This window comes from Bacteroidales bacterium, assembly GCA_031275285.1.
In the GTDB taxonomy this organism is placed as follows: Bacteria; Bacteroidota; Bacteroidia; order Bacteroidales; family UBA4181; genus JAIRLS01.
On the sequence record JAISOY010000141.1, the window covers coordinates 14691 to 34959 of the forward strand.

Annotated in this window: 22 protein-coding genes; 14 read left to right on the forward strand and 8 right to left on the reverse strand. The window is 41.2% G+C overall.

All coding sequences use genetic code 11. The features are described 5' to 3' along the window. Nucleotides 1-170: 170 nt before the first annotated feature. The 7 genes from LBQ60_14460 (at nt 171) to ddlA (ending at nt 6749) form a co-directional block, all read left to right on the forward strand. A complete protein-coding gene (locus tag LBQ60_14460; protein ID MDR2039122.1) occupies nt 171-1943 on the forward strand; it encodes an alpha-L-rhamnosidase in 1773 nt (590 codons plus the stop codon). 166 nt (nt 1944-2109) lie between these two features. After that, complete coding sequence (locus LBQ60_14465) at nt 2110-2430, forward strand: RNA-binding protein (GenBank protein MDR2039123.1); 321 nt, start codon at nt 2110-2112, stop codon at nt 2428-2430. An 85-nt stretch (nt 2431-2515) separates the two neighbouring features. Further along, entirely contained in the window at nt 2516-3547 is a 1032-nt protein-coding gene (tsaD, locus tag LBQ60_14470; GenBank protein ID MDR2039124.1) for a tRNA (adenosine(37)-N6)-threonylcarbamoyltransferase complex transferase subunit TsaD, read from the forward strand. A gap of 61 nt (nt 3548-3608) precedes the next feature. After that, complete coding sequence (locus tag LBQ60_14475) at nt 3609-4349, forward strand: DUF4197 domain-containing protein (GenBank protein ID MDR2039125.1); 741 nt, start codon at nt 3609-3611, stop codon at nt 4347-4349. Between the two features lies 1 nt (nt 4350). Next, nucleotides 4351-5007, forward strand: a complete 657-nt coding sequence (locus LBQ60_14480; GenBank protein ID MDR2039126.1) for a thiamine diphosphokinase — start codon at nt 4351-4353, stop codon at nt 5005-5007. 109 nt (nt 5008-5116) lie between these two features. Continuing rightward, nucleotides 5117-5581 (forward strand): YbaK/EbsC family protein, encoded by a 465-nt coding sequence (locus tag LBQ60_14485; protein MDR2039127.1) that lies wholly within the window; start codon nt 5117-5119, stop codon nt 5579-5581. A gap of 82 nt (nt 5582-5663) precedes the next feature. Then, nucleotides 5664-6749 (forward strand): D-alanine--D-alanine ligase, encoded by a 1086-nt coding sequence (ddlA, locus tag LBQ60_14490; GenBank protein MDR2039128.1) that lies wholly within the window; start codon nt 5664-5666, stop codon nt 6747-6749. Between the two features lie 23 nt (nt 6750-6772). Here the strand turns inward: ddlA and LBQ60_14495 are convergent, their stop codons facing one another. Together LBQ60_14495 and LBQ60_14500 are read right to left on the reverse strand one after the other, a co-directional pair. Further along, the gene (locus tag LBQ60_14495; GenBank protein ID MDR2039129.1) at nt 6773-7453 is read right to left on the reverse strand and encodes a porin family protein; all 681 of its coding nucleotides are present in this window, start codon (nt 7451-7453) and stop codon (nt 6773-6775) included. 133 nt (nt 7454-7586) lie between these two features. Then, nucleotides 7587-8744, reverse strand: a complete 1158-nt coding sequence (locus LBQ60_14500; protein MDR2039130.1) for a glycosyltransferase — start codon at nt 8742-8744, stop codon at nt 7587-7589. Nucleotides 8745-8840: 96 nt separating this feature from the next. On the opposite strand from LBQ60_14500, the gene LBQ60_14505 reads away from it, so the two are divergent. Genes LBQ60_14505 through LBQ60_14520 form a run of 4 tightly spaced genes read left to right on the forward strand, consistent with a single transcriptional unit; the run spans nt 8841 to nt 11677 of the window. Next, nucleotides 8841-9872 (forward strand): dehydrogenase, encoded by a 1032-nt coding sequence (locus tag LBQ60_14505; protein MDR2039131.1) that lies wholly within the window; start codon nt 8841-8843, stop codon nt 9870-9872. Beyond that, nucleotides 9854-10441, forward strand: coding sequence for an SIS domain-containing protein (locus LBQ60_14510; GenBank protein MDR2039132.1), 588 nt, complete (start codon nt 9854-9856; stop codon nt 10439-10441). The genes LBQ60_14505 and LBQ60_14510 overlap by 19 nt, the downstream gene beginning before the upstream one ends. After that, nucleotides 10438-11160 carry a nucleotidyltransferase family protein gene (locus LBQ60_14515; protein ID MDR2039133.1) on the forward strand — a complete coding sequence of 241 codons (723 nt, stop codon included), beginning with the start codon at nt 10438-10440 and terminating at the stop codon, nt 11158-11160. The genes LBQ60_14510 and LBQ60_14515 overlap by 4 nt, the downstream gene beginning before the upstream one ends. Beyond that, nucleotides 11141-11677, forward strand: a complete 537-nt coding sequence (locus LBQ60_14520) for an HAD family hydrolase (GenBank protein MDR2039134.1) — start codon at nt 11141-11143, stop codon at nt 11675-11677. The genes LBQ60_14515 and LBQ60_14520 overlap by 20 nt, the downstream gene beginning before the upstream one ends. 51 nt (nt 11678-11728) lie before the next feature. On the opposite strand, the gene LBQ60_14525 is transcribed toward LBQ60_14520, so the two are convergent. The 6 genes from LBQ60_14525 to LBQ60_14550 form a co-directional block, all read right to left on the reverse strand. Next, nucleotides 11729-12085 (reverse strand): YbaN family protein, encoded by a 357-nt coding sequence (locus tag LBQ60_14525; protein ID MDR2039135.1) that lies wholly within the window; start codon nt 12083-12085, stop codon nt 11729-11731. 18 nt (nt 12086-12103) lie between these two features. Continuing rightward, nucleotides 12104-12715 (reverse strand): rhomboid family intramembrane serine protease, encoded by a 612-nt coding sequence (locus LBQ60_14530; GenBank protein MDR2039136.1) that lies wholly within the window; start codon nt 12713-12715, stop codon nt 12104-12106. A 27-nt stretch (nt 12716-12742) separates the two neighbouring features. Continuing rightward, entirely contained in the window at nt 12743-13447 is a 705-nt protein-coding gene (locus LBQ60_14535) for an RluA family pseudouridine synthase (GenBank protein MDR2039137.1), read from the reverse strand. 26 nt (nt 13448-13473) lie between these two features. Then, nucleotides 13474-14289 (reverse strand): 3-methyl-2-oxobutanoate hydroxymethyltransferase, encoded by an 816-nt coding sequence (panB, locus tag LBQ60_14540; protein MDR2039138.1) that lies wholly within the window; start codon nt 14287-14289, stop codon nt 13474-13476. Between the two features lie 99 nt (nt 14290-14388). Then, complete coding sequence (locus tag LBQ60_14545) at nt 14389-15300, reverse strand: hypothetical protein (protein MDR2039139.1); 912 nt, start codon at nt 15298-15300, stop codon at nt 14389-14391. A gap of 152 nt (nt 15301-15452) precedes the next feature. After that, a complete protein-coding gene (locus LBQ60_14550) occupies nt 15453-16220 on the reverse strand; it encodes an EFR1 family ferrodoxin (protein ID MDR2039140.1) in 768 nt (255 codons plus the stop codon). 533 nt (nt 16221-16753) lie between these two features. Between LBQ60_14550 and LBQ60_14555 the strand changes: the two genes are divergently transcribed. The 3 genes from LBQ60_14555 to LBQ60_14565 all read left to right on the forward strand — a co-directional run. Next, a complete protein-coding gene (locus LBQ60_14555; GenBank protein MDR2039141.1) occupies nt 16754-17311 on the forward strand; it encodes a sigma-70 family RNA polymerase sigma factor in 558 nt (185 codons plus the stop codon). A 39-nt stretch (nt 17312-17350) separates the two neighbouring features. Then, a complete protein-coding gene (locus LBQ60_14560) occupies nt 17351-18550 on the forward strand; it encodes a FecR domain-containing protein (GenBank protein ID MDR2039142.1) in 1200 nt (399 codons plus the stop codon). Nucleotides 18551-18997: 447 nt separating this feature from the next. Next, nucleotides 18998-20269: SusC/RagA family TonB-linked outer membrane protein (locus LBQ60_14565; protein ID MDR2039143.1), on the forward strand; the 1272-nt coding region annotated here is incomplete at its 3' end.

A 20269-nucleotide genomic window follows, 5' to 3' on the forward strand; every position in this document is an offset into this window, starting at 1 on the left:
TTCAGACAAATCCTGTTTTTACTTTCAGGACATCTTGCACGCAATCGTTTGCGTAAAATAATAACAGCGAATAGGTTCATATGTTGTATTTTTGGTTTTCTTTGTTTGATATTATAGATTAGGGGTATTTACCTGTTTATTCACTCTCAAAATCAAATGTTTTAATGAATATGAAATTTTATATCGTTCTCTTTGTTGCATGTTTGCACTTATTTTCTTCATATGCCCAGGAACTTCCTCCGGTTTTCGGACAGGAGTATTCCGGCAAGGTTTTTCACGATTCACGTGCTCGGTCTTATCTGACGCCACAACGCATTGTATGGAGAAATGATGGTGGTGGAAAACTGATCACAAATCCTGAGGGGTTATTGGAAAAAGGAAATAACGGACAAAGTGAATTAACCAACAAGCAGGTATGTACCATGCGCAGTACCACAAACGAATACGCGGCTATTCTACTTGACTTCGGAAAAGAAATACAGGGTGGTATACAGTTCGTTACTACTGCTGCCGGAAAACAAACCCCAGTAAAGATCCGCGTCCGTTTTGGCGAATCGGTAAGTGAAGCCATGAGTGATATCGGCAAGCAGGGTGCTACTAATGATCATGCTATGCGTGATTTTACCATGGAATTACCCTGGTTGGGAGTAGCCGAAATAGGAAACAGCGGATTCCGTTTTGTCCGTATTGACCTGTTGGAACCGGACCAGCAGCTGAGTCTCAAAGAGATCAATGCTGTTTTTGCCTACCGGGATATTCCTTACCTCGGTTCATTTCGTTGTAATGATGAACGATTGAACCAGATATGGATGACCGGAGCATATACTGTTCATCTGAACATGCAGGAATATTTATGGGATGGGATAAAACGCGACCGTCTGGTATGGTTGGGAGATTTACATCCGGAAGTAATGACGGTAAGTTCCGTATTCGGTTACAATGAAGTGGTGCCCAAAAGCCTGGATCTGGCCAGGGATATCACTCCTCTTCCCGGATGGATGAATGGAATGTGCTCTTATTCTTTGTGGTGGGTGATCATTCATCGTGACTGGTATCGTTATCAGGGAAGTTTGGATTATCTGAAAGAACAACAGACCTATCTGACAGGCCTGCTTAATTTGTTGTTTACCAAAGTAGATGATTCCGGACAGGAAAAGTTGGATGGTGGCGGACGTTTTCTGGATTGGCCGTCAAGTCCGAATAAAGAGGGTGTAGATGCCGGATTACAGGCATTAATGGTGATGACATTCCAGGCGGGATCTGAATTGTGTGCCGTATTGGGAGATAAGGGCTTATCTGTAAAATGTGCGGATATGGCTGCAAAGATGCAGAAGAAAGTACCCTTTCATAATCACCTGAAACAGGCAGCATCCTTACAGGCCCTGGCAGGTATGATAACAGCAAAACAGGCGAATGAAGATGTGATTGCTGTTGGAGGAGCGAAGAATTTTTCTACTTTTTATGGCTATTATATGCTGCAGGCACAGGCGCAGGCCGGTGAATATCAGGCTGCGATGAATAATATCAGCCAATACTGGGGAGGTATGCTGGATATGGGGGCTACTTCATTCTGGGAGGATTTTGACCTGGATTGGACGAAAAATGCCGCCCGCATTGATGAGATCGTTCCTGAAGGTAAAAAAGATATTCATGCCGATTTTGGCGCCTATTGTTACAAGAACCTTCGTCATAGTTTATGTCATGGATGGGCTTCGGGGCCTACAGCGTGGCTGACCGAACACGTATTGGGCGTACAGGTAGCCGAACCCGGCTGTAAGGTATTACGTATCGAACCGAATTTAGGTGACCTGGAATGGGTGGAAGGGACATTCCCAACCCCACAGGGAGTGGTAAAGATCAGCCATAAAAAAGAGGCCGGCGGGAAAATAAAAACAGATGTAAAGGCTCCCAAAGGAGTTAAAATTATCAAGGTTTCCAAATAAGATTTTGTGCCAGAAGAAAAATTTTATTGTTAAAAATAGCATTATTAAAGAATAATGCATTACATTTGCCTTGTTGTTTGAGAATAAAAAAAATTATAGTTTTCAGAGTACTACTGTTTTTCATTGTTTTCAACCAAAAGTATTATTTTTTTATTTTTTTATTTTTATGAATATTTATATTTCGAATTTAAGTTTTAAAGTTGAAGACGGTGATTTGAGGCAGTTGTTCGAAGAGTACGGAGAAGTTTCTTCAGCTAAGGTAGTTACCGATAAGTTTACCGGTCGTTCAAGGGGTTTCGGATTTGTTGAGATGCCCGATAATGATGCTTCTCTTAAAGCAATTGAAGAGTTAAATCAAGCCGAATATGACGGCAGAGTGATTAATGTTAATGAAGCCCGTCCAAGGGAAGACAAACCAAGAAATAATAATCATCGTGGCGGTGGCCGTGGTGATTATGGTGACAGACAACAAAACAGACGTTGGTAATCCGATATTTGTTTGATATAAAAAGCCTCGCTAATGCGGGGCTTTTTGTTGTATCTTTGGACGTTTAATTGTTTCTTAAAAGCAGATGAGTATTCATATATTAGGCATTGAGTCGTCATGTGATGACACATCAGCTGCAGTGATCCGGGATGGTTATATGTTATCCAATATTATTGCTTCCCAGGAGGTACACCGGCAATATGGAGGGGTCGTTCCCGAACTGGCATCCCGTGCGCACCAGCAAAACATTATTCCGGTGGTAGATGCAGCTTTACGGCAGGCAGGTATAGGAAAAAAAGAAATCGATGCTGTGGCTTTTACACGAGGTCCGGGTTTGTTAGGTTCTTTATTGGTAGGTACGTCTTTTGCTAAAGGATTTGCTTTGGTAACAGGAGCTAAACTGATAGAAGTAAATCATTTACATGCACATATTTTATCTAATTTTATACAGGAGGAAGGAAAAGAAAAAGAATTTCCCAGGTTCCCTTTTTTATGTTTACTCGTGTCCGGAGGACATACACAGATCATTGTAATGCGTGATTACCTGGACATGGAGATTATTGGGCAAACTATAGATGATGCTGCAGGAGAAGCTTTTGACAAATGTGCAAAAGTAATGGGGCTGCCTTATCCGGGAGGACCGGTCATAGATCGATTGGCAAAAGAAGGAAACAGTCAGGCTTTTCATTTCAGTAAACCCAGTATAAAAGAGCTCGATTACAGTTTTAGCGGATTAAAGACCTCCTTTCTGTATACTTTGAGGGACAAGGTGAAGGAGGATCCTGATTTTATCGAAAAAAATAAAGCAGATCTTTGCGCTTCTTTACAGCGGACCATCGTGGAGATTTTGATGCATAAACTGGAAAAAGCTATCCGGCAAACCCAGATAAAGGAAATAGCCATTGCAGGCGGGGTTGCAGCTAATTCCGGATTACGGAATGCTGTTGCAGAAGCAGCCCGTATCAATCAATGGAAAGCATATATTCCAGAATTCCGTTTTACAACAGATAATGCTGCTATGATTGCCATCACCGGATATTTCAAATACCAGAGAAAATTGTTTGCTTCCCAGGATATTGCCCCGACAGCCAGATACGAAGATAGCCTGTCCTTTTGAAACTTTCATATGATCTTTTCGTATATCTGAAATAAGATATTGTAACTTAAATATAACATAAATGAAACGCTTAATTATTTTAACATTTGTTTTTATCGGTATGTGTACTGTTGGTCTTCAGGCACAGACCAAAAAAAGTAAAAAAACAGCTGCCTCAACATCAACCAATCAAACTTCAAAGAGTTCTGTGAGTTCATCATTGAGCAATATTGATATAACTGAAGCGCTGAAAGAAGCTTTGACATTGGGGGCTAACGAATCAGTCGGTATAGCATCGGTTGTGGATGGTTTTTACAAAAACCCTGAGATTTTCATTCCATTTCCTCCGGAAGCAAAAAAAATGAAAGATGCATTGACAAAACTGGGTATGAGTAAGCAGATTGCCGAATTTGAAAAATCGATGAACCGTGCTGCTGAGGAGGCGGCAAAAGGAGCACTTGATGTGTTTGTCGAAGCAATAAAAGGAATGACTATCCAGGATGGCCTTACGATCCTTAATGGTGGTGAGACGGCAGCCACCCAGTACCTGAGACAGAAAACCTATACGCCATTGAAAAGCAAATTTTCTCCCATTGTTAAAGAGGCCATTGATAAAGTGAAAGTGACTTCCTACTGGAATCCTTTGATGACCACCTATAATAAATTACCCAGAGTGAAGAAACAAAATCCCAACCTGGATGAGTATATTACAGATAAGGCCATTGACGGACTGATGACGTTGATTGCAGAGCAGGAGGTGAAAATACGTAAGGATCCTGCTGCACAGGTTTCAGATATATTGAGACGGGTATTTGGAAATTGATATGCCGGACCTAGCTGTTATACCTTTCATACATCCATATAAAACGGTAATTCTGGCCAATGGGGATTTTCCTGAACATCCGGAGGCATTGTTTTTTCTTCGTGAAGCGGAACAGTTGATCTGTTGTGATGGAGCAACGGAGTCTTTAGTTGATTTCGGACTGGAACCCCATTATATCATCGGAGATCTGGACAGCCTTTCGAAAGAAACGCGGATCCGTTATCAACATTGCCTGTATCCGGATCCTGACCAGGAGACCAACGATTTAACAAAGGCAGTTCAATTTTGCCGGGACCATCAATGGACGGATATTACCATATTAGGAGCTACTGGTAAAAGGGAAGACCATACCCTTGCCAATATTTCTTTATTGACCGAATACATAAAGACGACGAACGTGCAAATGATCACCAATCATGGTGTATTCGTACCTTTTACCCGGACATCTGTTTTTGAAACTTATGCCGGACAGCAAGTGTCTGTTTTTACCCTGAAGACAGATACGGTTTTTACTTTTCACGGATTAAAATACCCGCTGGTCAGGAAAAAGCTTTTATCGTGGTGGCAAGGTTCTTTAAATGAGGCTTTGGGAGAAGAGTTTATGGTGGAAATAGAAGGCGAGGGGACAGCATTGCTTTTCCGGGAACACCGGAGATGATTGATAATTGATAATTGATAATTGATGATTGATAAGTATCTTATATTCAAAATGATGATAAGTTCACGCACCGACATTATTATATAACTTATATTCATCACATACTTTTATGGCAATAGAAAAGGTTAAGTTATTTTTTGAAGGTTATGGTATTGCAGATAAAGTGCAGGAGTTTGAGGTGTCGAGTGCAACGGTGGAACTGGCGGCAAAAGCGTTGGATTGTGAGCCGGCCCGCATCGCCAAGACCTTGTCATTTAAGTTGGGTGATGCTTATTTATTGATTGTGACGGCTGGTGACGTAAAGATTGATAATGCCAAATATAAAGCAAGGTTCAATGCCAAGGCCAGGATGCTTTCACCGGATGAGGTATCGAAATTCATCGGGCATTCTATCGGCGGTGTATGTCCGTTTGCTGTGAATAAAGGAGTAGTTGTTTATCTCGATATTTCGCTGAAGCGGTTTGAAACCGTATTTCCTGCCTGTGGTAGCAGTAACAGTGCTATAGAATTAACTATTCCCGAACTGGAGAAATATTCTGCTTATAAGGATTGGGTAGATGTGTGTAAAGGATAAAATTAAGTCACCTGTAATAAGCGTAACCAATTTGAACAATGTAACTAAAGGAAATAATAAATAGCACTGAGTATTTAAAAACATGAAGACCCGAATAGCAATTATATTTGGTGGTAAATCTGCCGAACATGAAGTATCCGCGAGATCAGCTTCCAATATTTATCACGCGGTAGACAGAAAGAAATTTGATGTAATACTTATCGGAGTGGATAAAGCGGGTGTATGGCACTATAATTCCATACATAGCCATACTGATTTTAACGTGGAAGAATATTTCAATAGTGCTATTCCCGTCCGGATTGACAACATTGAAAATAAGCCGGTTTTGGTGGACAAAAATACCCATCAGGTCATTTTATCTTTTGATGTGGTTTTCCCGATCATTCACGGGACTTTTGGGGAAGACGGAACACTTCAGGGACTGTTGAAATCACTCAATGTTCCTTTTGTAGGACCTGATGTGATAGGGTCGGCCGTTTGTATGGACAAAGATGTTACCAAAAGATTGTTGCGGGATAGCGGTATTCCTGTTGCAGATTTCATTACTGTATACCGGAATGAGCGTCATGATATCTCATTCGGTAAGGTAACGGAAAAACTCGGTCTCCCGGTTTTCGTTAAGCCCTGCAATGCAGGTTCTTCCGTTGGTGTGAGCAAGGTGACGGATGAAACATCTTTTACGTCTGCCATAGATATGGCTTTTAAATTCGATGATAAAGTACTGATTGAAGAAGCTGTTACCGGTAAGGAAGTGGAATGCGGGATCCTGGGTAATGACGATCTGCAGGTGTCTGTCGTCGGCGAGATCGTTCCCACGAAGGATTTTTATTCCTATGAAGCCAAGTATATTGATGCCGAAGGAGCAAAGTTAAGAGTGCCTGCTGAAATTGATGCCAGGATAGCCGATGAAATTAGGCAGACTGCATTAAAAGCGTTCAGGGTTACCTGCTGTAAAGGAATGGCAAGAGTGGATTTTTTCCTGCGAAATGACCAGACTTATGTGCTGAATGAATTGAATACGCTGCCCGGATTTACAGAGATCAGCATGTATCCTAAAGTTTTTGAAAGCACAGGTATTTCTTATGCCGACCTGATCACACAATTGGTGGAACTTGCTTTGGAAAGACATCGACAGAACAATGAACTGCAAACAACCTTAAAAGTGTAGTCTTAGTGTAAATTCTGGATGGCTTAAGGCAGCAATTTAATTCCGATTTTTAAGTCAATACGTGATAATCCTTCTTTCTGGTTATCCGGAAGGGTAAAGTTTCCTCCGTTCTTTTCCTTCCATTTACTCAATGATCCTCCCATATAAGCTGCTTCTATCGAAATGATAGCTCCGTTGGATATCTTGAAATCAAAACTGACGGAAGCCATCATTCCAATCGTATTTCCTTTTATATCGATACTCTGGCTGTCATAGGTAGATGACTGCCGCTCCCTCATATAACCGGCTCCCACAGAGGGAACGAGGAACATATTCGGATTTCCCAGTTTGATCCTCCCATATAATGACGGGCCAATGTAGCTGGTTTTGAAATTGAGGGTATTGGATTCTTCATTGTTGGAATAGCCGAAATAATTATACCTGAGACCTAATCCCAGGTTATTGAAAAAGAAATAAGTGGCTTCCGCTCCGAAAATGAATCCGATTTTGGTTCCGTCAGCCAGATGATCGAATCCTGAATTTCCGGTTTCATACGATTTTCCAAACCGGTATCCTCCTCCGATATTCAGTCCAATACGAAATGGCTGGTATTCGATTTCCTGATAGCTCAGTGTATCACTATCCGTGATGATAACGATCGTATCCTGTCCCGATAACTTTCCGGCAAATAAGAACAGAAAAAATACAAAAAGCGTCTTTTTCATAGGTACCTGTTATTAATGCTATTTTAATCTGTTTTTACTCATCATAAGACGAAATATGGAGAATATGATCTCCTTATGATACAATCAAACAAATATAAGATATTTTTTGATATAATGATACTTATTCGTAAAATTACGAATGGGGTTTTTCTGTGATTGTCTGGTATAATTCTGTGATTTTTCCCGTAAAGTAATCCCATGAAAAACGTAATTTCTCTGTTTCCATGTTCACTCTAAAATCCGGTAAATAATGTTGGGAATAAATTTCTTCAATAGCCTGTGCAATAGCAGAAGAATCCGGGGGGACAACCAGTCCGACCTTATGGTCCGGAACGATTTCTGATAATCCGCCCACATCTGTTACAACCATGGGAACATCGAATTGGTAAGCAATTTGTGTTACCCCGCTTTGGGTCGCACTTTTATAGGGTTGTACAACCATATCGGCCAGCGAAAAATAGTATTTTACTTCTTCATCCTTGATGAACCAGTCGTGTAACAGGACATCATTATTCAGCCCCAGTTTTTCTATCTGTTGCAGGTATTTTGTTTTGTCCGTGTAAAATTCGCCGGCAATCAATAGCTTTTTCCCCTGGGTGACCCCATTCTTTTTTAATTCACCCCATGCGTCGATCATCAGATCCAATCCCTTGTAGTCACGTATCAGGCCGAAGAACAATACGTAGTTAAGGTCCGTTGCCATATCCAGATGCTCACAGGCTGCTTCTTTCGACACTTTTTCTCCAAAATTACTGAACACCGGATGGGGTGCAAATACGGAAGGTTTCCCGGTAGTGAACAGATCCAGATCATCTTTTACCTGTCGGGACATATAGATGAATCCGTCTACTGTCCTGACAAAATAACGGGTGAGCCAGCCATCGTAAAAATGTTTCTCGTGTGGGATCACATTATCCAGTTGCGATATGATGACCGTATGTTTATTTTTCCGGATAATCCTGCAGATAGTGCCCAGGCAGGGAGCCATAAAAGGTGTCCAGTATTTAAGGATCACCATATCGGGACGTTGTTTCCTGATGTAACGTCCTATGCGTATCCAGTTAAACGGGTTTACGGAACTGACCATACGTGTTATGTGCAGGTCATCAGGAGACGGGGAGTCGGAAAATTGTGTTTTGCCGGGAAATAACAGTTCGGGATATTGTAATTTGAATGTGATGATTTGTACGTCCTTTCCTTTCCGGGTAAAGGTACGTGCCAGCATTTCATTGAACGAAGCCAGTCCGCCCCTGTATGGATATGCCGTACCCAGGATAACTATATGGTCCATATTATGTCCTAATATTGAGCAATGTTGATAAATACAGCCAACAAATATACAGATATAATCAATAAGATGCTTATTTTTGTTTTTTTAACCCTGATCATGATTCATCGAAGTAAAGCACCGTTTCGTTTAGGTATTGCAGGAGGAGGAACAGACCTGTCCCCTTATACGGATATATACGGAGGCGCCATCCTGAATGTAACGGTCAATCTATATGCTTATGCCACTTTGCGTCCGTTGAATAATGGTAAAGTACGTTTCATCCATGCTTCCGGCATAACAGAGGAACTGGACGCGATTGCCGAATTACCGGTGGAAGGGGAATTGTTGTTACAAAAAGGTGTCTATAATTCCATTGTAAGAAAATACAACAAAGGCCAGCCGTTATCTTTTGAGCTGACCACCTCCATGGATGTTCCGACCGGTTCCGGATTAGGGACTTCCTCGACATTGGTCGTGGCTATATTGGGTGCATTTACCGAATGGCTCCGGTTGCCGCTCGGGGAATATGATATAGCTCATTATGCGTATGAGATAGAACGTATTGACCTAGGGATGGCAGGGGGAAGACAAGATCAATATGCTGCGACATTCGGGGGAGTCAATTTTATGGAATTTCAGCAGGATGATAAAGTCATTGTCAATCCATTGAGGATACGTCAGGAAATACTAAAGGAATGGGCGTTCAGTACGGTTTTATACTATACCAGCCAGCAACGGAGTTCAGGTGTTATAATTGAAGAGCAACAGCAGAATGTGCGCGACCGGCGGTCCGAATCACTGGAAGCCATGCATAATGTGAAAAAAGAAGCATACAGGATGAAAAACTGTTTACTGAGGAATGAGTTGCATGAGCTTGGAAAATCCCTGAATGTGAGTTGGAACAACAAGAAAAAAATGGCCCATCAGATATCCAATCCGAAAATAGACCTGATCTATGAGACTGCTGTGAAAAACGGCGCATTGGGTGGTAAGATATCCGGTGCCGGAGGCGGAGGTTACCTTTTCTTCTATTGTCCGGGGATTTCCCGTTATGCAGTGATCAACGCTTTAAATGCTTTAGAAATGGGATCCGTACAACATATGGATTTTAGTAAACAGGGTTTATATACATGGACTACACAAGAATAATCACCCAAAGGATAGAAAGTCATATCGAAACGGCCAATGCTACATTGTCAGATCGGTATCTATTGGAGAAAACGGCGCATATCACCGGTTTACTGGTTGATTGTTACCGTGCGGGAAATAAATTATATATATGCGGAAATGGGGGCAGCGCTGCAGATGCGCAGCATATTGCAGCTGAACTGAGCGGGAAATTCTATATAGACCGTTCTTCTTTGTTTGCGGAAGCCATGCATGTAAATACCTCTTACATGACCGCAGTTGCCAATGATTATGGATTCGATTATGTATATGAACGTATCATTGACGGTCAGGGAAGGGCAGGAGATGTGCTGATCGGACTGTCAACTTCCGGAAATTCCGCTAATATCCTCAGGGCTGTGAACAAAGCCAATGAGAAAGGAATGGTGACCATCGGACTGACAGGAAAACAAGGTGGCCAACTATTAAAAACAGTGCAACACAATATTTGTGTCCCTTCGGATGATACACCCAGGATACAGGAAATACATATTTTACTGATGCATATTGTCTGCGAATTGGTAGAATCTGCTTTATTTTCAAAAAAATGAAGGAAGCGATCATCCTGGCGGGAGGATTCGGGACACGCTTGCAATCCGTAATTTCTGATGTGCCGAAACCCATGTCCCCAATCGGGAACCAACCGTTTCTGGAAATTTTGCTCCGGCAATTGTCATTTTATGGATTCTCGAAAGTAATCTTGTCGGTAGGATACAAACATGAAGTGATCCGGAATTATTTCGGTCATCGTTTTTCCTCCATGCAGATTGAATATTGTATCGAAGATACCCCATTGGGAACAGGGGGAGCTATTCTTCGCTCAATGTCCATGCTGACATCCGATGATGTACTGGTCATGAACGGAGACAGTATTTTTTTGCTTCCTTTGGATGTGTTTTATCATTTTTACCGGAGCCAACAAACACCCGTCAGTATCGCTTTGAAAGCAGCAAATGATTTCGACCGCTATGGCGCCGTTATCCTTGATGGTGATAAAGTCATCGGTTTTGAAGAAAAGAAACAGGTCGCACATGGTGTATTTAATGCCGGTTTGTACTGGCTGAAATCCTCCGTTAAAAATAAAATAAGTGCGCTTGGGGAGCAGGGTGCTTTCTCCTTTGAAAAAGAGGTACTGGAAAAACAACGCTTACCCATGTCGGGATGTGTATTCCATGATTATTTTATCGATATTGGTATTCCGGAGGATTATCAGAAAGCACAGGAAGAATTGACGAACGTTTTTGAGTATTATGTGGGCGGTAAAAAATAAAGAAAGCGCTGTTTTTCTGGACAGGGATGGAGTGATCAACCGGAAAATAGAAGGGGATTATGTGCGCGACTTGTCACAATTCGAACTATTACCGGGAGCCGTGGACGCTATTGTACAACTGGGAAAAATGTTCCAATATGTATTTATTGTTACCAATCAGCAGGGAATAGGTAAAGGAATGATGACCGATGCGGACCTGGAGCGTATTCACAACTACATCATCCGCCGGGTGGAGGAAGCCGGAGGAACCATTACCCGGATCTATTATTGTCCGTCGCTGGAATCTGCCGGTGATCCCAACAGGAAACCTGGTATCGGAATGGGTATGCAGGCGAAAAAAGATTTTCCCGGGATCGATTTTAGCCGGTCCCTGATGATAGGTGACGCACCGTCCGACCTGCTTTTTGCGAAAGGATTGGGCATGAAATTTATCTTTATATCGGAAACATCCATACCCGGAGCAACATATACCTGTCGTTCATTATCGGAAACGGTCGGTATGATTGAGCATTTATAATTTAATAATTATTGATACAAATAAGGAGAAACTAACGAACCTGTACCTAATTCAGTTGTTCCTGAATGATAAGATATGTACCGAAACCCCAATAGCAATCAACAGCAGTAATCCCCTGATCCACCAGCTTTCTATGACGAAGACCACACAGTATAGTATGGTTCCCCATAAAAGGGTCAGCGATAATATTTTTGCCCTTAACGGTATGACTTTCTTTTCCTTATAATCCTGTATGTATTTTCCTAAGACCGGTTGGCGTATCAGCCAGTCATAATATTTGGGAGAACTTCTGTAATACAGATATGAGGTCAGTAACAGAAATGGAGTAGTCGGCAGTAACGGTAGAAAAATTCCGATGATGCCGAGTGTCAGGCTGATCGTTCCCAGAACAATAAAAAGAATACGGATCAGGGGCATTTTTGCAGTTTATTGAAACTGGCCGATGAACACCCTGATCAGGTCAATATCAACCAATAAAGGGAAACAAAATCCGAAAACCGCACCTAGTAAATGGGCGTCATGGTTGACATTATCGGCGGCTTTACGGCTGGAATAATAAGAATAGATCAGATAGAGCGGGCCGAAGATATACGCTTTGATCGGAATAAAGCCCATGAATAATAAGGTACTGTTCGGGTCGAAAAAAATGCTGCAGAACAATACCGCAGAAACAGCTCCCGATGCTCCGACAGAGTTATACCAGATGTCGTCCTTGTGCTTGCGTAAGGTAACCAGTGAAGATATGACCAGCGCCAGCAGGTAAAAAAGCACATACCAGAACATGGGCATTTTCATCCATGTAAGGTCGGCCATCAGCCGGAAATAGCTTTCCACATAGCGTCCGAAAGAGAACAATACCATCATGTTGATGATCAGGTGTAACCAGTCTGCATGAAGCAGTCCGTGTGTGATCAGCCGGTACCATTCCTTACGGTGATATACCTGGTAGGGATTGAACAGAAGTTTGGCAAACAGGTCCCTGCGTGAGAAAGCAAGGATAGAGACTACGGAGGTGATGATTACAATGATAAGCGTCATGGTGTGTTGATTGATTCGACGGCAAAATTAATGATTGGATCTGTTTTGAGAAAATTCCGGTAACTTGTCTTTAAAAGCATGCCACAAGACATCGTCGGGAAGAGGGGCCGTAATGGTTATTTCTTCGTCCTTAACAGGATGTTTGAAGCATATCTGCAGGGCATGCAGATGAATTCCGGCATCTGGGTTGGAACGGGGATAGCCGTATTTCAGGTCGCCACGGATCGGACACCCGATGGCTCCCAACTGGCATCTGATCTGATGATGACGACCCGTTTCCAGATCTATTTCCAGTAAATGATAACGGTCCGATGATGCGATATGACGGTAATGTAATATTGCTTTTTTCGTATTGGCTTTCTCCTTTATATGGGCATATGAACGATTTTTATGTGTATTACGTTCTATATAATGCACCAAAGTATCGCTCTCTTTGGGCGGACGTTCCTTTACGATGGCCCAATAGGTTTTCCGGATGGCCTTTTCCTGGAACATCCTGTTCAGCCTTTCCAGGGATTTTGAAGTCCTGGCAAACATCACTACTCCGCTTACCGGCCTGTCTACACGATGTACCACCCCCAAAAAGACTTCACCCGGTTTATGGTATTTCTTCTTCAGGTAATCTTTTACCGATTGCTCTAACGGAATATCCCCGGTTTTGTCGGATTGTACGATTTCCCCGCTTCGTTTGTTGACGATGATCAGATGGTTATCTTCGTAAAGGATTTCCAAAGGAAAAGGTTTAAAAAGCGATCCTACTAATATTGTTCTTTTTCATTGGGAAAGTCAGAGGTGCGTACATCCGTGATGTATTGCTGTACGGCTCCTTTGATCTCTTCAAAAAGGTTAAGGTAACGGCGAAGGAAACGGGGAGAAAACTCATTGTTCAATCCCAGCATATCGTGTAATACCAGTACCTGCCCGTCTACATGCGGACCTGCACCTATGCCGATAATGGGTATCTTCACTTCCTGAGCTACCTGTGCACCTAACTTGGCCGGGATTTTTTCAAGAACAATTCCGAAACATCCGAGGCTCTCAAGTAGTTTGGCATCTTCCAGTAGCTTATTGGCTTCGGCGTCTTCCTGGGCGCGTACGGCATAAGTTCCGAATTTATTGATGGATTGTGGGGTAAGTCCCAGATGTCCCATTACAGGAATGCCTGCACTAAGTATACGGGTTACGGATTCGCTGATCTCACTGCCTCCCTCGATTTTAATGGCGGAAGCGCCTGTCTCTTTCATGATCCGTACTGCAGATGCCAATGCCTGCTTGGAATTCCCCTGGTAAGTGCCAAACGGCAGATCTACCACCACCAATGCCCGTTTCACACCCCTGACGACTGAAGATGCATAATTGATCATCTCATCCAGAGTGATGGGTAAAGTGGTTTCATATCCGGCCATTACGTTGGCCGCAGAATCTCCTACCAGTACTACTTCTATTCCGGCATTGTCGAGAATGCGCGCCATGGAATAATCGTAGGCAGTAAGCATCGTGATTTTTTCCCCTTTTAATTTCATCGCACTCAAAACATGAGTGGTTACCCTTTTTACATTCTGATGTACTGACATTATATTAACTTCTTATTAATGTGTGTGAAAAGCAATTGCACGCGTTTCATAAACGCGTGCAATCACGATATTATTACCGAACAAGCGTCCGGATAAACATTACTTCAATTCAAATTTAGAGGTTCCTACCAGATATCCGTCACAATAAATATTTACCTCATAATTACCGACAGTTAACTGGTTGTCATTATCTGCGAAGATACAGGCTTCGATATCCTTGTTGTCATATTCAACGATACGTTTGGCCGTATAAACGATATCCGCACCTTCCTGTGTAGGGAAAGTATCGTTGGCTTTATTGGCCAATACTTTTCTGTCGGGCTTGCTAATGACAATATAAAAAAGCTTTTCTCCTGCCAAAGCAACCGGATTTTCACGTACGGTAAAGCATGTTTTCAATTTTTCGATGCGGCGTACCCTTTGTGTTTCGCTGCTGCGATTGGTCAGTCCCTGCACGACGATGTCGGCTACAGAAAGGATCTGGGCCTTTTGTACGGTAGAGGTCAGGTTATCTTTATCTTTAGTCAGACGTTCACGTTGCGCCCGCTCCTGCGCCAGGTTTTTTGTCAGCTGTTGTTTTTCAGCTGTGAGCATCTGGTTCCGGGTGTTCAGGGAATCTACCTGTACAATATAACTCTTTAATACTTCACGTAAGGTAGATAATTCTTTCTGGTACATTTTGATCTTATAGACATTGTCCGCCTGGACAGCCAATAATTTAGTGATCCTGTCCTGTTGTTCGTTAGCCAGATTCTGAATGCTATCGTTATCAGTTTTCAATTCACCAAATTGATCCTGGAGATCGGTCAGGTCTTCTTCCAGCGTTTGCTTCTGTACTTCCAGTATCTCCTGTACTTCCCGTTGTTCGTTTAGTTTTGAAAGCATGATCCCGATACTGGCGCCCAATCCTAAAATTATGATTACCAGCAAAATAAGGATTCCTTTCTGTGATTTCTTTGGTCGATCATTATTGTTTACGGGTGCCGCAGGCACTACTTTATCATTTTCCATATTTTCAGATGTTTAATAAATTAAAATCGCTCAAAGTTATATAATCATTTGAATTTTTCAATTTTTAGCCGGAATTATTGATAAAAAAAGTTAAAAATAATGCCATGAGGACAAATACTTACCTCCTTTTGAGGATGGGAAGTTATAAAAAACTATTCCGGGTGAACATACCTTCCCTTGTCCTGTGATACATTGCCATATTCTATAGCTCTTACAGGGCAGTGGTGAATGCAGGCTACACATTGCACACAGGCATTACCCCATACCGGTTTTCCGTTTTCCATCACAATGGTTTTTGTCGGGCATATTTTTTCACATAGCTTACATGAGGTACAACTCTCTTTCGCATAAAACCGGGTTTTTCCCAGGACAAATTTCCGGAATAGCGGATATACCACATAACTTTTCAGGAAAGGAGAGGAGCCGACCGTATATGAGTCTTTGCCGGATGGTTCTTTGATATCGTTCACAACACCCCGAAGTAAATCCGGTGCATCCTGTAATTTCTGTTCTTCCAGTTCCTTGGGGTCGGTATTAAATCCCGACATCAGGATATAATTATTGGGCATCTGTACGGAATAGGCTTTGGTAAGCCGTATCGATTTTTTACGAAGTGCCTTGCGGATGATTTTATGGGTATAACCGCAATTGTCGCCACAGGTACATATCAGGAAAACCTGTTGTCCGGTATAGTTACCCACTGTCAGCTTCTTGATGAATTTTAGCACCAGGGCCGCCGGTCCCCATGAATGAACCGGAAATACAAAAAATAATTTTTCATCGTCCTTAAGATCATATTTGCAATGACTTTTTGATCCTGTCAACTCATCTGCCACAGAAATAAGTGACTCTTTGAATGTAGTGGATAATTCTTTGGCTACCCATAATGAATTTCCGGTTCCTGAAAAATAAAATATCATATGATTAATTAAAGATAGACAAAACTTAAACCATACTCGTGTATACCTGTTTATATATTTTATGATATAACTCCGGACAAAGATAGTCGGTTTTTACTTTAACGCTTGTACTTTAGTCCTTATATCGGATTGGTTTTTTTACCTGATAACATCCACTCAAAGACCATGTAAATCTGTTACGAAACAACTTAACTTACCCATTATTAAATGTGTATAAAGCAATAAATCAGGAATATGAAAATTATCAGTTAATAACAGGTCGATTCTTACTATTTACCAAAATATTGTATCTTTGTCTGGTCAGGCGAAAAGGAAATAGGCTTTGCTGAGGAGCAACCTGTCAGCGATAATCTGACTGGAATGAGGATGGAGGTTTAATTTTACTTATTCCAAAAATTAGCTTAAAAATAAAACATAATAATAAAATAGGAAAAAAATCGGCTTATATCAGATCAAATTAATCCAGTATTATACACTAATCGGATATGACATTGCAGGGCGAATCTTTATTGTTATAACGCTTTTGGCAACTTATGCAAAAAGACGGGGATGATGTTTCTATTTGGGGTAGTTTTCTTGCCGGGGATCACCAGGCATATGAATATATTTATAAGCAAAACATCCAGAAACTCTTTTTATATGGTATGACATTAACTTCCGATGAAGAATTAGTCAAGGATTGTATTCACGATATTTTCATTCACATATACAAGAACAGGCAAAATTTAGGAAAAACGAACAACATCCGGTTCTATTTAATATCTGCACTGAAAAATAAGATATTGATGGTTTTCCGAAAACAAAAAACATATGATAAATTCAAAAATTCATTAGACGAAGAACCTGTCGAGATAAATACAGCCATTGATAATATAATAAGTGCTGAAAGCGAAATCGAACGCAAAGCGCAAATAGATCACATCTGGTCGGTACTTACCACCCGGCAGAAAAAAATCATTTATTATAAATATGTTGAAGGTCTAAGTATTTCAGAAATAGCCAAAAAAGAAAATATTGATTATCACTCTGTTGCCAATATTATACAGCGAGCTATAAAAAAAATGAGAAATTTTTATTTCAAAAGTGATTAAAAAAAGAACATTCGTGCATTACTATATTAAAATGCACAAATGGAGAAAACAAAAAAAGATATTAAGGACTATTTGAGTTTCACTTTTGAAAATTTTCTTCAGGACGACTTTTTTGTAAAATCGGTGCTAAAGCCGACCGAAGAATCTGATCTTTTCTGGAAAAGTTTTAAGAAAGAGTATAAAGGAGATCTTGACGGTTTTTACAATGCGGCTAAATGCATTAATGATTTAAATAAAAATTTACTGAGCGACCATAATGTTCAAAATATTTGGAATGATATTCAAATATCCAATCGTAAACAACCGGCGAAAATCAGGATCATCTACATTAGCGGATTAGTTACCGCTGCAAGTATTGCTCTTTTATTATTTTTCAGATTTTTCTTCTCACCGGTTCAGGAGATAAATGAACAAGGGATAAAAACGTTTGCCTACGAAAATATATTAACTGAGGAACAAACAGAAACCCAGTTGATCTTGTCAGATAACAAGGTGATATCCTTACCGGAGAAGGAATCGTTCATTCTTTATGATTCGGCTTCAATTAAAGTAAGTTCCCGGGAAACCTTAAAAAATGAAATATCGAAAAATGAAACATCTGAATTCAATCAATTAATTATTCCGAAAGGCAAACGATCTTTTCTCACCCTTTCCGACGGCACCAGGATATGGGTAAATTCCGGTACAAGAGTAGTGTTCCCCGTAGAATTTAAAGCCGGTAACAGGGAAATATTTGTTGACGGTGAAATATACCTTGATGTACAACCGGATAAACATCGACCTTTTATTGTTCGCACCAGCGATATCGATATACAGGTTTTAGGAACGGAATTTAATGTCCAGGCATATAGTTCTGATAATCAGAAAAGAGTGGTTTTGAGATCCGGATCAGTAAAAATATCCAATACTGATGATAAAGAAATATTCCTGCGGCCGGATGAAATGTATGAATTGAATGACGAAAAAGAAGTGATTGCACAGGTAGACGTCAATACATATACATCGTGGATCGACGGAGTTTATATATGCGAAAAAGAAAGATTGGATGTTATTATTACCCGGTTATCAAGATATTACGGAAAGGAAATGATCGTAGATAAAAAAGCTGCCGGATTGAGATGCAACGGGAAACTGGATCTGAAAGATAACCTGGATGATGTGATGGCCATTATCAAATATATTGCTCCTGTAAATTGCACTTATGAAAAAGATAAATACATAATCACCTATAAACCGTAAAAGCCTATGGTAAAAACCGGATAAAGACATAAAAAAGCCGCCTGATAATTGCGGTATCAGCCGGCTGACGATTAAATAAATTAAGTACACTTAACTTATCAAATAATTATGCAAATGTATTATAAATATTACAAAATACATCTGAAAAAACAATTCTTGCTGAAGGTGAAATTTCTGTCCTTATTTTTGTTTTTAGGCGTTAATGCCAGTTTTGCTTTAAATAGCTACTCACAATCAACCTTTTTATCGATTAACGCAAAGAATAAAACTATTAAAGAAGTTTTTAGCGAAATTGAAAAAAGCAGTGAATTCATATTTATTTATTATGAAGATGCATTGGATCTTAATAAAAAGGTCTCGATCAATGCAAGCGGGGAAAATATTACAGAAATACTGGATAAGCTGTTCGAGTATACAGATATCCAGTATATAATATCGGACCGGCAGATTGCTTTATCCAGGAAAGTTAATGCTGATTTATCCAACGAGACCCAGCAAGGGATCCGTATTACGGGTACTGTTTCCGATGATTCCGGCGAAACCTTACCGGGGGTATCCATTATGATCCGTGGAACTACTACCGGGACCGCCTCCGATAGTAATGGTGAATTTTCCATAATAGTACCTTCGGATACTTCTGTTTTACAATTCAGTTTTATTGGTTATCAGCCGGAAAATATCGTTGTAGGTAAACGGCGTATCCTTGCTGTAGCCATGAAAGAAGTAGTTGCTGAAATAGGTGAAGTAACAGTGGTTGCTTTTGCTACCCAGAAAAAGGAAAGCATAGTTTCTTCTATTGCGACCGTTAATCCTTCTGAATTAAAAGTACCGAGTAGTAACCTGACTACAGCATTTGCCGGTAAGATAGCCGGAGTAATCGCTTACCAGCGCAGTGGTGAACCGGGACAGGACAATGCGGACTTCTTTATCCGCGGGGTGACTACCTTCGGTACAGGTAAAGCAGACCCATTGATCCTGATCGATAATGTGGAATTAAGTTCCAGCGATTTATCGCGCCTGAGCCCTGATGATATCGCCAGTTTTTCCATCCTGAAAGACGCGGCAGCTACAGCCCTGTACGGTGCACGCGGTGCCAACGGTGTTATCCTGGTCACTACCAAGGAAGGACGGGAAGGAAAAGTTTCCGTATCATTCCGCTTTGAGAATTCCCTTTCCGCTCCGGTTAAAAACATAGAAATTTCGGATCCGTTGACATTCATGAAATTGCATAACGAGTCAGTGCGTACCCGCGATCCGCTGGCCAGCATCCCATACTCGGATAGTTCCATTGCCGCCCGCGAGGAAGGCCGCAACCCATACGTGTACCCTATGATCGACTGGAAAGACATGTTGTTCAAAGATTACACCATGAACCAGCGGGCCAATATGAGCCTGAGCGGTGGGGGAAAGGTGGCGCGTTACTATGTAGCCCTTTCCTACAACCGCGACAACGGGATATTATCGGTCGATCCGGTCAATAGTTTTAACAATAATATCCAGCTGAATAAATATTCGGTACGCTCTAATGTTAACCTGAACCTGACCAAAACGACGGAACTGGCTGTCCGTGTGAGCGGTACGTTCGACGATTACCAGGGACCCATTACCAGCGGGGCCGATATGTATAACAATGTTCTCAAGGCTAATCCGGTTCTTTTCCCCGCAACTTTTGCCCCCGACGAAACAAATAAGTACAATGATCATATTCTTTTTGGGAAC